At 72.7% G+C, this 14,313-nt stretch carries 14 protein-coding genes and 1 tRNA gene; 10 read left to right on the top strand and 5 right to left on the bottom strand.

What is annotated here, in order from left to right; all coding sequences use genetic code 11:
* Positions 1-221: 221 nt before the first annotated feature.
* Entirely contained in the window at positions 222-1,241 is a 1,020-nt protein-coding gene (locus AH6_RS01510; protein ID WP_067472171.1) for a sporulation protein, read from the top strand.
* 68 nt (positions 1,242-1,309) lie between these two features.
* Here the strand turns inward: AH6_RS01510 and AH6_RS01515 are convergent, their stop codons facing one another.
* Positions 1,310-1,738, bottom strand: coding sequence for an acyl-CoA thioesterase (locus AH6_RS01515; protein WP_067472174.1), 429 nt, complete (start codon positions 1,736-1,738; stop codon positions 1,310-1,312).
* Between the two features lie 135 nt (positions 1,739-1,873).
* Between AH6_RS01515 and AH6_RS01520 the strand changes: the two genes are divergently transcribed.
* The 5 genes from AH6_RS01520 (at position 1,874) to AH6_RS01540 (ending at position 7,224) form a co-directional block, all read left to right on the top strand.
* Positions 1,874-1,947, top strand: a tRNA-Gln gene (locus AH6_RS01520).
* A 110-nt stretch (positions 1,948-2,057) separates the two neighbouring features.
* Entirely contained in the window at positions 2,058-2,945 is an 888-nt protein-coding gene (locus tag AH6_RS01525) for a universal stress protein (protein WP_067472177.1), read from the top strand.
* An 86-nt stretch (positions 2,946-3,031) separates the two neighbouring features.
* Positions 3,032-4,177 (top strand): AI-2E family transporter, encoded by a 1,146-nt coding sequence (locus AH6_RS01530; protein WP_067472180.1) that lies wholly within the window; start codon positions 3,032-3,034, stop codon positions 4,175-4,177.
* Positions 4,178-4,359: 182 nt separating this feature from the next.
* Positions 4,360-5,307 (top strand): acyl-CoA desaturase, encoded by a 948-nt coding sequence (locus AH6_RS01535; RefSeq protein WP_067472183.1) that lies wholly within the window; start codon positions 4,360-4,362, stop codon positions 5,305-5,307.
* Positions 5,308-5,397: 90 nt separating this feature from the next.
* A complete protein-coding gene (locus AH6_RS01540) occupies positions 5,398-7,224 on the top strand; it encodes a fatty acyl-AMP ligase (protein ID WP_245679118.1) in 1,827 nt (608 codons plus the stop codon).
* Positions 7,225-7,391: 167 nt separating this feature from the next.
* On the opposite strand, the gene AH6_RS01545 is transcribed toward AH6_RS01540, so the two are convergent.
* On the bottom strand, positions 7,392-8,456 hold the full coding sequence (locus AH6_RS01545) for an alpha/beta hydrolase (RefSeq protein ID WP_067472186.1): 1,065 nt from the start codon (positions 8,454-8,456) through the stop codon (positions 7,392-7,394).
* 167 nt (positions 8,457-8,623) lie between these two features.
* A complete protein-coding gene (locus AH6_RS01550; protein WP_083982127.1) occupies positions 8,624-9,469 on the bottom strand; it encodes a TetR/AcrR family transcriptional regulator in 846 nt (281 codons plus the stop codon).
* A 161-nt stretch (positions 9,470-9,630) separates the two neighbouring features.
* Here AH6_RS01550 and AH6_RS01555 point away from each other — a divergent pair, with 161 nt between their 5' ends.
* The 3 genes from AH6_RS01555 to AH6_RS01565 are packed head-to-tail and all read left to right on the top strand — an operon-like array spanning position 9,631 to position 11,891.
* Positions 9,631-10,293: a phosphatase PAP2 family protein gene (locus AH6_RS01555; protein WP_067472189.1), complete on the top strand. Its 663-nt coding sequence runs from the start codon at positions 9,631-9,633 to the stop codon at positions 10,291-10,293.
* Between the two features lie 56 nt (positions 10,294-10,349).
* Positions 10,350-11,633 (top strand): cytochrome P450, encoded by a 1,284-nt coding sequence (locus tag AH6_RS01560; protein ID WP_067472192.1) that lies wholly within the window; start codon positions 10,350-10,352, stop codon positions 11,631-11,633.
* 60 nt (positions 11,634-11,693) lie between these two features.
* Positions 11,694-11,891: a hypothetical protein gene (locus tag AH6_RS01565; RefSeq protein WP_157431198.1), complete on the top strand. Its 198-nt coding sequence runs from the start codon at positions 11,694-11,696 to the stop codon at positions 11,889-11,891.
* 22 nt (positions 11,892-11,913) lie between these two features.
* Here AH6_RS01565 and AH6_RS01570 read toward each other — a convergent pair whose 3' ends face one another.
* A complete protein-coding gene (locus tag AH6_RS01570) occupies positions 11,914-12,657 on the bottom strand; it encodes an alpha/beta fold hydrolase (protein WP_067472197.1) in 744 nt (247 codons plus the stop codon).
* An 81-nt stretch (positions 12,658-12,738) separates the two neighbouring features.
* Here AH6_RS01570 and AH6_RS01575 point away from each other — a divergent pair, with 81 nt between their 5' ends.
* Entirely contained in the window at positions 12,739-13,686 is a 948-nt protein-coding gene (locus tag AH6_RS01575) for a helix-turn-helix transcriptional regulator (protein WP_067472200.1), read from the top strand.
* A 16-nt stretch (positions 13,687-13,702) separates the two neighbouring features.
* Here AH6_RS01575 and AH6_RS01580 read toward each other — a convergent pair whose 3' ends face one another.
* Positions 13,703-14,272: a GNAT family N-acetyltransferase gene (locus tag AH6_RS01580; RefSeq protein ID WP_067472203.1), complete on the bottom strand. Its 570-nt coding sequence runs from the start codon at positions 14,270-14,272 to the stop codon at positions 13,703-13,705.
* Positions 14,273-14,313 lie beyond the last annotated feature (41 nt).

A 14,313-nucleotide genomic window follows, 5' to 3' on the forward strand; every position in this document is an offset into this window, starting at 1 on the left:
CTAACGAAGCGACCTGAGCCCGACGAAGCGCCGGCCGCCTGTCCCGCCCCGTTCCCCTTCTCGCCGCTTCCCCGCCGATCCGGCCCGGAACGGCACGCCCTCCCCCTCTTCTCCTGCCGCGCAGGGACTTCCGCTCGCCCCCAACTACTACATGTGTAATAGTTGGCTCGCCGCGCGCCGCACCGGCGGCGCGCGCGACCGGACGCGAAGAGGAAGGCACCGTGGTCTTCAAAAGAATGATGGGCGCGCTCGGGGTGGGCGGCCCCAAGGTCGACACCGTGCTGGCCACCGGGCACTGCCGGCCCGGCCAGACCCTGGACGGCGAGGTGCGCGTCACCGCCGCCGACTACGACGCCGAGATCCAGCACGTGACGCTGGCCCTGGTCACCGGCGTGGAGGTCGAGCACGGCGAGGGCGAGTCCACCGGCGCGGTCGAGTTCCACCGCCTCCAGGTCAGCGGACCCTTCCGGCTGGCGGCCCGCACCGACCGCGTCATCCCCTTCCGGATGCCGGTGCCGTGGGAGACCCCGCTCACCGAGCTGCACGGCGTGCCGCTGCACGGCATGGCGATCGGCGTGCGCACCGAGCTGGCGGTCGCCAAGGCCGTCGACAAGGGCGACCTGGACCCGGTCGCGGTCGTCCCGCTGCCCTCCCAGGAGCACGTGCTGGCCGGGTTCGAGCAGGCCGGGTTCGCCTTCAAGGGCGCCGACGTCGAGCACGGCCACCTGTACGGGGTGACCCAGCGCCTGCCGTTCTACCAGGAGATCGAGTTCTATCCGCCGCCCGCCTACACCGGCCGGATCGAGGAGGTCGAGCTGACCTTCGTCGCCGAGCCCGGCGGCCTCGCCGTCGTGCTGGAGGCCGACCGGCGCACCGGCCTGTTCGGCTCGTCCGACCAGGTGTTCCGCCTCCAGGTCGGCCACGACGACGCCCTGGCGGTGGACTGGGCCACCGAGCTGACCGCCTGGCTGGACGCCCTGACCGGCGGCCCCGTCACCCCCGGATACGCGCCCGGTCACGCACCCGGCCACGGCTTCCACCACGACGACCACCACGGTCATCACGGTCACCACTCCGGCCATCACGACGACCACCACGAGGGGCACGGCCGGCGGCGGGGGCCCGGCTGGGCGGGCGTGGCCGCCGGGGCGGCGGCCGGTGTCGCGGTCGGCGTGGCGGGCGGCATGGTCGCCGACGAGGTCATGGACGAGATCTTCGACGACGAGGACGACGAGAGCTGACACCCGCCGTCCGGGCGTCCCTGCAATCCAGCGGGACGCCCGGACGGCGGCAGGTCAGGGCAAGCGGGTCAGGACAGGGCGTCCGCATCGGCCACCACGTACGGCTCCAGCGCCGTTCGCACGTCGGCGGGCATCTCCTTCTTCGCCATCGTGTGGGGGTCCACGAACACGTGCCGCACCTCCCCGTCGGCGATCAGCCGGTCGCCCACCCGGAACTCCGGCCGCACCACCAGGCTCGTGGTGCCCAGCTTCGCCACCGGCAGCGAGACGTCCAGCAGCTCGTCGAACCGCGCGCCCTGCCGGTAGCGCAGCCGCGACTCGGCCACCACCAGGTCGTGACCGCCCTCGATCATCGCCGCGTAGTCGCCGACGACCTCCCGCCACAGCTCGGTCACCGCGACGTCGTACAGGAACAGGTACTGGCCGTTGAAGACCACGCCCTGCGCGTCGCACTCGCTGTAACGCACCCGGATCCGGTGCGTGAACACATCACCCATACCGTCATCCTTCCGGCTCGCCCCGCGCACCGCATCCCCGCCGCCTCGCCCGGCCACCACCGCGAAATCCATTTGGATCCGCACCCGGTCGGCTGCTGCAATGGACACGCAGCGGTAAGAGCTCGCCGCTGTCCATGAGGAATGGTGCAACGGCAGCACACCGCGCTCTGGACGCGGCGATCCAGGTTCGAATCCCGGTTCCTCAGCCATACCCTTTGACCTGCGCGGACCCTGCAATGGGACGGCGTTGACGCACCCGTTCCGGCCGTGTAACCCCCTCGGGCGCGGGGAATCAGAGAAAAGCGCACAAGGGGGGCTCATGAGCAATGCGGAATTGCGTCCGGTCGTCGTCGGCACCGATGGTTCACCGGCCGCCACGCGCGCGGTCGAATGGGCGGCGGACGAGGCGGCCGACCTCGGTCACCCGCTGCACATCGTCACCGCCTCCGACACCGGGGTCTACGGCGTCCCGGCCGTGCCGTCCGGCGAGCAGGGCCACCACCTCGCCGAGAGCGGCCAGGCGGCCGTCGCCGCCGCGCGCGCCCTCGTCCAGGGGCGGCGGCCCGGCCTGACCGTCACCACCCAGGTCGAGCTGGACGCTCCGGCGCGCGTGCTGGTCAAGGCGTCCCAGGACGCCCGCCTGACCGTGGTCGGCTCGCGCGGCCTGGGCGGCTTCGCCGGGCTGGTGCTCGGCTCGGTCGGCCTGCGCGTCACCGCCCGCGCCGCCGGGCCCGTCGCCGTGGTCCCGGCCGACTGGCCGGGTGACGGCGACCCGCGCGGCAAGGGCCGCGTCGTGGTCGGCGTGGACATGTCCGAGCAGTCGGCGGCGGCGCTGGAGTACGCCTTCGAGACCGCCCACCGGCGCGGCGTCGAACTGCAGATCGTGCACGCCTTCCGCATCGACCCCGGCGTCCTGCAGGCCCGCTACCTGATCGACGTCCGCGAGACCGAGCGCACCATGGGCGTCCAGTTGCGCGAGGAGTACGGGCACTGGCACACGCGCTACCCCGGCGTCACCGTCACCGAGCTGGCCATCCAGGACCACCCCGTGCACGTGCTGGCGGAGGCGTCCAGGGACGCCGACCTGGTGGTGGTCGGCGCGAGCGGGCGCGGCCCGGTCGCCGGGGCCCTGCTCGGCTCGGTCGGCCACGGCGTCCTGCACCACGCGCACTGCCCGGTCGTGCTGGCGCGGCCCGAGCCCCTGTAAGCCGGGCGGCAACACCCGGCAAAGATTCTCCCGCCGTGCACGCGGCGGCCGGGGAGCGGGCCGCGACCGCCCCTAGGGTCCCAGCCATGTCGGAAATGCCTGGTGAAAGAGTCGAGGGGGCTCCCCAGCGGATGCCGCCGTGGCTGCCCCGGGCGTTCGTGCTGTTCGGCACCGTCGTCCTGCTGTTCGTGGCGGGCCTGTGGTTGCTGGACCGGCTGCGCGGCCTGCTGCTGTTGCTGCTGACCTCGCTGTTCCTGGCGTTCGCGATCGAACCGGCGGTGAACTGGCTGGCCGCGCGCGGCTGGCGGCGCGGCGCGGCCACCGGCGTGATGTTCGTCGTCATCGGCGTGTTCGCCGCCGCGTTCGTCGGCGTGCTGGGCTCGCTGGTGGTCGCCCAGACCACCAACCTCATCAACGGCTTCCCCGGCTACGTCGACGACGTCATCTCCTGGGTCAACGACACCTTCGGCACCCGGCTGTCGCAGGACACCGTCTTCAACCGGCTGCCCACCGTCTCCGACGAGCTGTCCAAGCACGTCTCGACGCTGGCCGGGAACGTGTGGGGCATCGGCGCGACCGCCGCGGGCGTGTTGTTCCAGGGCCTCGGCATGCTGCTGTTCACCTTCTACCTGTCGGCGCAGGGCCCCCAGTTCCGCCGCACCGTCTGCTCGCTGCTGCCGCCGCACCGCCAGCGCCAGGTGTTGTGGGCCTGGGAGATCGCCATCGACAAGACCGGCGGCTACATCTACTCCCGCGCGCTGCTGGCGGCGTTCTCGGCCGTGGCGCACTACGCCGCGCTGTCGCTGCTGGAGGTGCCCTACGCGCTGACGCTGGCGTTGTGGGTGGGCGTGGTGTCCCAGTTCATCCCCACCGTCGGCACCTACCTGGCCGGGGCCGTCCCGGTCCTGGTCGCCCTGGCCAAGGACCCCGCCACCGCGTTGTGGACGCTGCTGTTCATCGTCGCCTACCAGCAGTTCGAGAACTACGTCCTCCAGCCGCGCATCACCGCCCGGACGCTGGACATGCACCCCGCCGTCGCGTTCGGCATCGTGCTGGCCGGGACCGCCGTCATCGGCCCCATCGGCGCGCTGCTGGCCCTGCCGGTCGGCGCGAGCCTCCAGGCGTTCCTCAGCGCCTACATCCGCCGCTACACCGTGGAGAAACACCCCCTGACCGAGGTGCCCAAACCCGTGCGGCGGCACCTGAGGTTCCGCCGCCGCAAGCGCGACTGACGCCCCGGACCCCCGCCGCCGCGCCCGCCAATCTTGTCAACCGGACGCACACCACGCGCCGCAAGTGATGCGCTGAGGCGGTAACCGCCGCCGGTCGCCCGGCCGTACGGTCGTGCCCACATCGCGGCGGCCCGCCTCACACCCGGCCGCCCGCACGACCGCGACCTGCCGAGGAGTCCCAGATGACAGCGGGTGTCGCCGACGTTGGCAACCGAGCACCACAGCCCGACCTCTCGCCCAAACCCGTGCCGCTGGTCGAACGGGTCAGCGTGGTGATCTTCGTGGTGGCGCCCATCGCCGGCGTGGCCGCGGCCGTCCCCTTCTTCTGGGGCTGGGGGCTGGGCTGGACCGACGTCGCCATCTTCGCCCTGCTGTACCCGTTCAACGCCCTCGGCATCACCGTCGGCTACCACCGGCACTTCACCCACGGCGGCTTCAAGGCCAAACGCTGGTTGCGCATCGTGCTGGCGGTCCTGGGCGGCCAGGCGTGGCAGGGCTCGGTCATCTTCTGGGTCGCCGACCACCGCCGCCACCACAAGTACGCCGACGCCGAGGGCGACCCGCACTCGCCGTGGGAGTACGGGCCGGGCCTCATCGGCCTCACCAAGGGCCTGTTCCACGCGCACATGGGCTGGTTGTTCCGCAAGCAGCGCACCTCCCGCACCAAGTACGCGCCCGACCTGCTGAAGGACCCCGACCTGCGGTTCATGGGGCGCAACGACGTCTACGTCCTGATCGCCGCCTCCACGCTGCTGGTGCCGATGGGCCTCGGCGCGCTGCTCACCTGGTCCTGGCACGGCGCGGTCACCGCCCTGTTCTGGGCCGGGCTGCTGCGGGTGTTCGCCGGCGACCACATCACCTTCTCCATCAACTCCATCTGCCACGTGTTCGGCAAGACGCACTTCAGGACCCGCGACCACTCGCGCAACGTGTGGTGGCTGGCCATCCCCTCCTTCGGCGAGTCCTGGCACAACCTGCACCACGCCGACCCCACCTGCGCCCGGCACGGCGTCCTGAAGGGCCAGATCGACATCAGCGCCCGCGTCATCTGGCTGTTCGAGAGGCTCGGCTGGGTCTGGGACGTGCGCTGGCCCGACGAGCAGCGCCTCGCCGCCCGCCGCCTGACCTGACGCCTCCGGCCCACCGCCGCGCCGTCACGCGGGCCGCCTTCGCCCGCGCCCCCGCCCACCGAACGAAAGCGCTTCGCGATGCCTACCGACATGCCCACCGACATGCCCGCCGGAACGCCCACCGCCGCCTCGATCGCCGCCCTGGACCGCACCCCGCTCATCGAGCGCCTCGGCCGCTGGGCCGACAGCTATCCCGACGACCGCGCCTACACCTACATGGACTACACCACCGACATCGACGGCGTCGCGGTGGACATGACCTGGGCCGAGCTGGACCGCCGCGCCCGCGCCGTCGCCGCCGCCCTGCGCGCGGTCACCGACCCCGGCCAGCGCGTCGCGATCCTCGCCCCGCAGAACCTGGACTACATCGTCGGGTTCCTGGGCTGCATGTACGCCCGCCTCATCGCCGTCCCGCTGTTCTCCCCGGACCTGCCCGGCCACGCCGACCGCCTGCTGGCCGTCTACGGCGACGCCGAACCCGAGTGCGTGCTCACCACCACCCCCGCGCTGCCGCACGTGGAGGCGTTCTTCGACCAGAACACCGTGCCGCGCCCCAAGCAGATCCTCACCGTCGACACCGTCGACACCTCCCTGCGCTGGGAGGCCGAGCCCGTCGCCCCCGACGACCTGGCCTACCTCCAGTACACCTCCGGCTCCACCCGCGTCCCGGCCGGCGTGATGGTCACCCACGGCAACTTCGCCGTCAACGCCGAGCAGTGCTGGGGCACCTTCGACGGCATCCCGCGCGTCTCCTCGGGCGTCAACTGGCTGCCGCTGTTCCACGACATGGGCCTGGTCACCGCCGTCGCGCTGCCGCTGGCCTACGCCAGCCCCGCCGTGCTGATGGACCCGGTGGCGTTCATCATGCGGCCCATCCGCTGGCTGGAGCTGCTCAGCAAGCAGGACCACGCCTTCACCTGCGCCCCCAACTTCGCCTACGAGTACCTGTCCACCAAGGTCACCGACGAGGAGAAGGCCGCCCTCGACCTCAGCGGCGTCCAGGTGTTCATGAACGGCGCCGAGACCATCCGCGAGGGCACCCTCACCCGCTACCTGGACGCCTACCGCGACAACGGCCTGCGCGCCGAGGTGCAGGTCCCCGCCTACGGGCTGGCCGAGGCCACCGTCTACGTCGCCTCCTCCTCCCGCTACGAGGCCCCCACCGCCACCGCCTTCGACCGCGACGCGCTCAACCGCGGCGTCGCCGAGCCCTGCGACCGCGCCGCCGAGCGCGCCACCGTCCTGGTCGGCTGCGGCACCCCCTACGGCCAGCACCTGGCCATCGTCGACCCCGCCTCCCGCGTCCGGCTGCCCGACGGGCACGTCGGCGAGATCTGGGTGCACGGCCCCAACGTCACCGCCGGGTACTGGAACCGGCCCGCCGACACCGCCGAGACCTTCGGCGCGTCCCTGGCCGGCACCCGCGGCGACCTGCCCGAACGGCCCTGGCTGCGCACCGGCGACCTCGGCGTCTGGTACGACGGCCAGCTCTACGTCACCGGCCGCATCAAGGACCTGGTCATCATCGACGGCCGCAACCACTACCCGCAGGACATCGAGTACACCGCCTACCACGCCGACGAGGGCGTGCGCCGCGAGTACGTCGCCGCGTTCGCCGTGGACGGCACGACCGACGGCACGGGGGACGGAGCCGAGGGCGACGCGGGGGAGGGCACCGAGCGCCTGGTCGTGGTCGCCGAGCGCAACCGGCGCGTGCCGATCAAGCGGCTGGACGTCGCCGCGGTCACCGCCGCCGTGCGCGCCGCCGTCAAGCACCACCACGACGCGCACCTGCACGACTTCGTGCTCATCGAGCCCGGCGGCCTGCCCCGCACCAGCAGCGGCAAGATCTCGCGCACCGCGTGCCGCCGCGCCTACCTCGACGGCGCGCTGCCGGTCACCGTGACCGGCGCCTGACCACCGCCCAGCCCCGCCCGGCCTCGCCCTGCCCGCGCCCGATCGAGGGCCGGGCGCGGGCCCCACGACAACGGCCCGGCATCGCAGCGAACGAGGCTGCGATGCCGGGCCGTCACCACGTCACCGGCGGGCGCGCACGTCACGGCCGGGCGGCCGGACGCGGGGGCTCAGGCGGGCTTGGCGCCGATGGACCCCATCAGCTGCGGCCACACCGACTGCGACTCGCGGATCCACGCGGGCCAGTTGTGCCGGCCGTCGCCGTAGATGTGCGCGGTGTAGGGGACCTTCAGCTCGTCCAGGCGGCGCTTGAAGTCCTTGTTGTTCGCGCCGATCGCGATCTCGCTGAGCAGGCCGATGTCCCAGGGCGCGACGTTCGGGTCGCCGGGGCCGGGCCGCCCGGTGGTGCCCGCCGAGAAGAACAGCTTCACGCCGCGCAGCTTCTCCGCCAGCGCGTAGGGGTCGTGCGCGGCCCAGTTGGCGTCGTCCCAGCGCGGGATGCCCCAGATCGCGTACGGGTCCTGGTTGTTGCCCGCGTTGGTGAACATCAGCATCGCCGGGATGCCCGGCGAGCGCATCGACAGCAGCCCGCTCAGCGCCGCCACGTGCTTGAACAGCCCCGGGTGCCGGGCGGCGTAGCTGACCGCGCCCTGCGCGCCCGAGGAGTTGCCGATCGCCGCGCGCTGCGCGCCGCCCCGGTAGTTGCGCTCCACCAGCTGGCGCACCTCGCTGGTGTGGAAGGTCTCCCACTTGGGAGTGCCGCCCTTGCCGTAGTTGTACCAGTCGGCGTAGGAGCCGTTGCTGGCCTCCGGCATCACCACGATGGCGTTGTACTTCGCCGCCCACGCCTCGATGTCGGTGTTGCGCGTCCAGGAGGTGTAGTCGTCCTGCCCGCCGTGGAAGGCGTACAGCACCGGCCAGGTCGCGGCCGAACCGGCGCTCCACCCCTTGGGCAGCAGCAGCCGGGTCTTGACGGTCTTGCCGAGCGCGGGGGACTGGATCGAGATGTCCACCTGCTGCACGCCGACGGCGGCCGCGCGGGTGCCCTTCCCCGCGACGGCGGTCTTGACGATCCGCGCGCCGTCGTCGGCGGGCCGGACCGGGGCGGCCGAGGCGGGGGCCGCGACCAGCACGGTGGTTCCGACCGTCGTGGCCGCGGCGATCGCGGCGGCGGCCAGCGAGCGGCGCCGTCGCGCACCGGTACCGGGGACGTCGCGACGGAACGGGCGTGTCATGGGTCTCCCTGCTGCCGATGGGCGACCGGGACGGTCGCACGGGACATGCGTCCCGAGTGTTCCGGTACCGGAGAAAATGATCTATGGGGGGAGATGACAAGAAAAAGCGGGGCGATTGTGCCAGAGTGAGTGCTCCGAGGTGTGCGCGGACGGCGGCGCGGGACGGTTCAGCCGGCCCCGTCCTCGTGTGCCAGGAACTTGGCGAGGTTGCCCACCATGCGCCGGTCGAACGTTCCCGCGACGGCCCGCACCAGCGCCCCGAACGGCGACCCCGGCGGCTCGACCTCCATCAGCCACGCCACCCGCTCGGCGATCTCGGGGTCCAGCGCCGCCGCGCCGACCAGCATCGTGCCGAACTGCGTGGCCATGAGCTGCTCCAGCTGCGGCCGGGCCGGGCGGCGGGTGCGCAGCCACTCGGTGCCGGTCCACTCCACCCCCGCGATCCACGACTGCATCGTGGTCCGCATGACCTGGCCGGGCTCGTCGATGCGCAACGTGCGGTAGGTCAGCGCGCAGATCTCCTCGCGCACCCGCTGCGCCGCCGCCAGCGCCGCGTCGGGGGCCTGCGCCCCGCCCATGCCCAGCAGCCCGGCGTAGCCGGACTCGTAGGTCTCCAGGAAGTCGACGTACAAGCCGAGCCGCGTCGCCATCTGCATCGACGGCGAGCCGTCGGCCACCTGGTCGAGCCGCGCGGTCAGCTCCGCGCCGACGCGGTGCGCGGCGGCCCCGTACAGCTCCTGCTTGCTGTCGAAGTAGCGGTAGACGGAGGAGCGGGAGGTCCCGGCCAGCAGCGCGATGTCGTCGATCGACACCTCGGGCTCGGGCCGCCGCCCGTAGATCTCGATGGCCGCCGTGATGATCTCCTCGCGGCGGCGGTCCAGGGGCAGCCGCCGGAACGCGGGCCGCCTGCGCCGGCCGGCCTGCACCCCGCTCTCGGCCCCGCCGTCGGCCTCGGCGAGCGCGGCGGCGGTCGTGTCGTCGGCCGCGCCCTCCGCGCCGCCCTGTTCGGCCATGGCGGCCACTGTAGTGGGACCGCCCGGCGCCGAGGGCGGCGACCGGTGGTCGGATGGCGGGCGTTCATCGGGCGGGCCGCCGACGCCATCATGCCAAGATCCGGCAACAGGCCGACGAGGCGAAGGGCCGACCGCGCGCGGCGTAGGGCAGGATCGGAGGCATGCAGGTGCTCCGATCGGGGGGCGGGCGCCTTCCCTTCCTGACCACGCCGTACACGCTGCCGGCGGTGGCCGCCGCGCTCGCGGTGGCCACCACCCTCGACGTGCTCGCGGGCGGGCTGCTGCGGCGCTTCGACGCCTGGGCGTTCACCGGCGGGCTGCCGCCCCGCACCGGCGCCTGGCACTTCTTCTGGCGCACGGTCGTCAACGGCGGCCAGTACTGGCTGGTCGGCGGCCTGGTGGGGCTGGCGGCCGTGCTCGCCGCCTGGCGCGGCCGCGACCTGTGGCTGCTGGTGCGCGCCGGGATCTGGCTGATGGCCACCGAGGTGGCGATCCGCGCCGGGCAGATCGCCTTCGGCCGCACCCCGCCGCGCACCGGCCACGACGTGCTGTTCGCCGAGGGGTACCTGTCCTATCCCTCCGGGCACGCCGCCAACGCCGCCGCGTGCCTGACGGTCATCGTGCTGCTGACCGGGGCGTCGCGCCGCTGGGCGATCGCCGCGCACGTCCTGGCGCTCGGCGTCGCCGTCGCGGTGGTCACCCTGGGCTACCACTGGCCGACCGACGCCATCGCGGGCTGGGGGCTCGGCCTGGCGATGGCGGGCGTGGCCCGCGCGTTCCTCCCGTGGAAGTGGCGTGAGTCACAGGAACCGCCCGCCCATTGACCGTAACCGCTCACTTACTCGACAGTGGGGCCAGGCGGCAGGGAAGGTGGCACACGATGACGACGCAGGCGGACCCGGCCCGCGAGATCCCGCTCAGCGACCTGCGCTTCTGGGAGCGCCCGCTGACCGAGCGCGCGGCCGCCTTCGCGGCGCTGCGCGCCCACGGCGCGCCGGTGCGCTTCCCCGATCCGCAGATCCCCTTCACCAAGGGGGGCGCGGGCTACTGGGCGCTGGTGCGGCACGCCGACGTCGTCGAGGCCAGCCGCAACCCGCAGATCTTCAGCAGCGAGCCGAACGCCACCACGGTGATCGACTCGCCGGGGTTCGTGGACAAGTACATCAACTCCATGATCAACATGGACGACCCGCGGCACGCCAAGATCCGCCGCATCGTGTCCCGCGCGTTCAGCCCCCGGATGCTGGCCAAGACCGAGGACGACATCCAGGCCCGCGCCGCCCGCATCGTCGACGAGCTGATCGCCTCCGGCCCCGGCGACTTCGTCGCCAAGGTCGCGGTGCGGCTGCCGGTCGAGGTCATCTGCGACATGCTCGGCATCCCCGACGCCCTCCACCCGCGCGTGGTGCGCCTGACCAACATCGTGCTCGGCAACTCCGACGCCGAGTACACCGGCATCACCCCCGAGATGGGCAAGCTGAGCACCGGCCGCGGCCTGGTGAAGGTCGCCCTCGCCAGCCGCGAACTGCACCGCCTGGCCGCCAGGCTCGGCCGCGAGCGCGCCGGGAACCCCACCGGCGACCTGACCTCCGCGCTGGTCAACGCCAACATCGACGGTGAGAGGCTGACCACCCAGGAGTTCGGCACCTTCTTCCTGCTGCTGGTGGTCGCGGGGAACGAGACGACCCGCACCGCCATCGCGCACGGCCTGAAGTTGTTCACCGACAACCCCGACCAGCGCGACCTGCTGCTGGCGGACTTCGACGGCCGCGTCTCCGGCGCCGTCGAGGAGATCGTCCGCTACTCCACGCCGGTCACCCAGTTCCGCCGCAACCTGACCCGCGACCACGAGATGAACGGCCACCACTACAAGGCGGGCGACAAGGTCCTGCTGTTCTACAACTCCGCCAACCGCGACGAGAGCGTCTTCGACGACCCCGACGCCTTCGACATCACGCGCTCCCCGAACCCGCACGTGGGCTTCGGCGGCCCCGGCCCCCACTTCTGCCTGGGCGCGAACCTGGCCCGCCGCGAGATCACCGTGATGTTCCGCGAGCTGTTCACCCGCATCCCCGACATCCGCGCCGACGGCGAACCCGACCGCCTGCTGTCCAGCTTCATCAACGGCTTCAAACGCCTGCCCTGCACCTTCACCGCCCCCTGACCCCGCGCCGCAGCGCCGTGTCGGAGCGCCGTGTCGGTCCCGGCCGCTAGGGTCCTCGCCGTGCTTGCGGAACTGGTGGAACGCGCGGCCTCCGGCGGCGACGAGGCGGTCGAGGAACTGGCCGCCCGCGCCACCGGCCCGGTGGCCGAGCAGGCGTTCCTGCGCTGGCAGGAACAGCCTCCGCCCGGCGCGGGCGAGCTGCACGTGCCGATCGCGCGCATCCCGGCGGAGGCCGCCGCCGTCTACCAGCAGAGCTGACGGAGCGGCGGCCCAGGGCGGGTCAGGACGCCAGCGAGTCGAGCAGGCGGGCCAGCTCGACGGGCTTGGAGAACATCGGCCAGTGCCCCGTCGGCAGCTCGTGGAAGCTCCACTCCGGCCCGCCCAGCGCCGCGAACAGCGGGTTCCCGGCGGCGATCATCTGCTCGACCAGGGGACGCGGGATCGTGTTCAGCACCATGCTCTTCGGCGTGTCCGGCACCGTCTCGGGACGGATCAGCGGCTGCGTGGCGGTCGCGAACGGCTGCGGCGTCACCCGCGCGCGGATCTCCGCCAGCATCTCCTCGGGCATGTCCGCGTGGTTCTCGGGGTCGGCGGCGGCGTCGAACGGCGGCGCGGGCAACAACCAGCCGTCGCCCTCCTCGGCGACCTGCTTCTCGACCGCCGCCTGCTGCTCGGGCTCGCTGAAGTCGTGCTGCGCCATGCCCGACGGCAGCGGCGCGCTGTCCACGTAGACCACCCGCGACAACCGTTCGGGAACGCGGTCGGCCGCGCCGGTCACCGGGAGCATGCCGCCGCTGTGCCCGACGAGGACCACCTCGCGCAGGTCGCCGTCCGCCAGCACCTTGAGCACGTCGGCGACGTGGGTGTCCAGGTCCACTTCGGGCGTCGCCTCTGCCGCGCGCTCGGCCAGGCCCGTCAGCGTCACCGGATGCACCTCGTGCCCGGCGGCCCGCAGCTCCTCGGTGACGCGCTCCCACGCCCACGCGCCGAGCCAGTAACCGGGGACCAGTACGAAAGTCGCCATGTCAGAGCCTTTCCTTGAAGCGGATACGACCATCGTAAGATCAATACCGGACAGAAACCGCCCGGATTACTGGAGTGTCCTGTGTCACACCCCACCACCCGGATCCTGACGATGCTGGAGCTGCTCCAGGCCCACCACCACATGAGCGGGGCCGAACTCGCCCGGCGGCTGGAGGTGGACGAACGCACCGTGCGGCGCTACGCCGCGCGTCTCGTTGACCTCGGCATCCCCGTCGTCGCCGAACGCGGCCGTTACGGCGGCTACCGGCTCGCCCCTGGCTACAAGCTGCCGCCGCTGATGCTCACCGACGACGAGGCGACCGCCGTGGTGCTGGGCCTGCTCGCCGGACGCCGCGTCGGCCTGCCCGGCGAGGCCGCCGAAAGCGCCCTCGCCAAGGTGCAGCGGGTGCTGCCGAGCGCGCTGCGCGACCGCGTCCAGGCGCTGGAGCACACCTTGGGCTTCACCCTCGCCGAACGCCCCGGAGCCGCGCCCGGCACCGCCGCGCTGCTGACCCTGGCCGCCGCAGCCCGCGCGCGGTACCGCGTCCGGATGCGCTACCGCTCCTGGAAGGGCGACGACAGCGAACGCGACCTGGACCCCTACGGCCTGGTCTTCCACTCCGGCCGCTGGTACGTCACCGGGCACGACCACCGCAGCGGCGAGACCCGCACCTTCCGCGTGGACCGCGTCCGCGCCGCCGAGCCGACCGAGATCCCCTTCGAGGTCCCCGACGACGCCGACCCCGTGCTCGACGTCACCCGCGCCCTGGCCGGAGTCCCCTACGCCCACGAGGTGGAAGTGCTGCTGGAGACCGGCTTGCCGGAGGCGCGCCGCCGCATCCCCGCCACCACCGCCACGCTCCGCGAGACCGACGGGGGAGTGCTGCTGTCCACCCGCGTGGAGAGCCTGACCGGGATGGCGCAGATGCTGGCCGGGCTCGGCTGGCCGTTCGTCATCCGCCGCCCCGACGCGCTGCGCGACGCCGTCGCCGAACTGGCCGACGCCCTGCGCGCCCAGGCCGGGCGCTAGCACCTCGTCCGGCGGCTCAGCCGAGGGAGGTGCGCTCGACCCACTCGCGCCGCAACATCGCGTACACGATCTCGTCGGTCCACTCGCCCTTGACCAGCTCGTTCTCGACCAGGTGGGCCTCGCGGCGCATCCCCAGCCGCTCCAGCACCCGCGCCGACGCCTCGTTGCGGCCGTCCAGCCGCCCGCAGACCCGGTGCAGGCCGAGCCCCTCGAAGCCCAGCCGCAACACCTCGGCCGCCGCCTCGGTCGCGAACCCCTGGCCGTGGTAGTTCGGATTGAAGATGTAGCCGATCTCGCCCTGCCGGTGCTCCTGGCTGCGCCACTGCAGGTTGACCTCGCCGATCAGCGCGCCGGTGGCGCGCCACACCACCGCCAGCACCAGCCAGTCGCCCTCCTTCTCCAGCGCGGAGGCGGCCATCTTCTGCTGGAGGAAGACCCGCGACTCCTCCAGGTCGCGCGGCTCCCAGTACAGGAAGCGCGCGACCTCCGGCAACGACTGGTAGGCGTGCAGGCCCTCCAGGTCGCCGGGCCGGAACGGGCGCAGCTCCAGCCGCTCGGTCACAAGGGGGAATTCGGGACGCAGCACACGAAGATCCTAGGCGTCCTGCCGCCGTTGGCAACGGCTAT

It is taken from the genome of Actinomadura hibisca NBRC 15177, assembly GCF_001552635.1.
Taxonomy (GTDB): Bacteria; Actinomycetota; Actinomycetes; order Streptosporangiales; family Streptosporangiaceae; genus Spirillospora; species Spirillospora hibisca.

Coding starts and splice junctions, on each gene's coding strand:
- AH6_RS01515 (WP_067472174.1), bottom strand. CDS start 1,738: ATGGGTGATGTGTTCACGCACCGGATCCGGGTGCGTTACAGCGAGTGC.
- AH6_RS01525 (WP_067472177.1), top strand. CDS start 2,058: ATGAGCAATGCGGAATTGCGTCCGGTCGTCGTCGGCACCGATGGTTCA.
- AH6_RS01530 (WP_067472180.1), top strand. CDS start 3,032: ATGTCGGAAATGCCTGGTGAAAGAGTCGAGGGGGCTCCCCAGCGGATG.
- AH6_RS01535 (WP_067472183.1), top strand. CDS start 4,360: ATGACAGCGGGTGTCGCCGACGTTGGCAACCGAGCACCACAGCCCGAC.
- AH6_RS01540 (WP_245679118.1), top strand. CDS start 5,398: ATGCCCACCGACATGCCCGCCGGAACGCCCACCGCCGCCTCGATCGCC.
- AH6_RS01545 (WP_067472186.1), bottom strand. CDS start 8,456: ATGACACGCCCGTTCCGTCGCGACGTCCCCGGTACCGGTGCGCGACGG.
- AH6_RS01550 (WP_083982127.1), bottom strand. CDS start 9,469: ATGGCCGAACAGGGCGGCGCGGAGGGCGCGGCCGACGACACGACCGCC.
- AH6_RS01555 (WP_067472189.1), top strand. CDS start 9,631: ATGCAGGTGCTCCGATCGGGGGGCGGGCGCCTTCCCTTCCTGACCACG.
- AH6_RS01560 (WP_067472192.1), top strand. CDS start 10,350: ATGACGACGCAGGCGGACCCGGCCCGCGAGATCCCGCTCAGCGACCTG.
- AH6_RS01570 (WP_067472197.1), bottom strand. CDS start 12,657: ATGGCGACTTTCGTACTGGTCCCCGGTTACTGGCTCGGCGCGTGGGCG.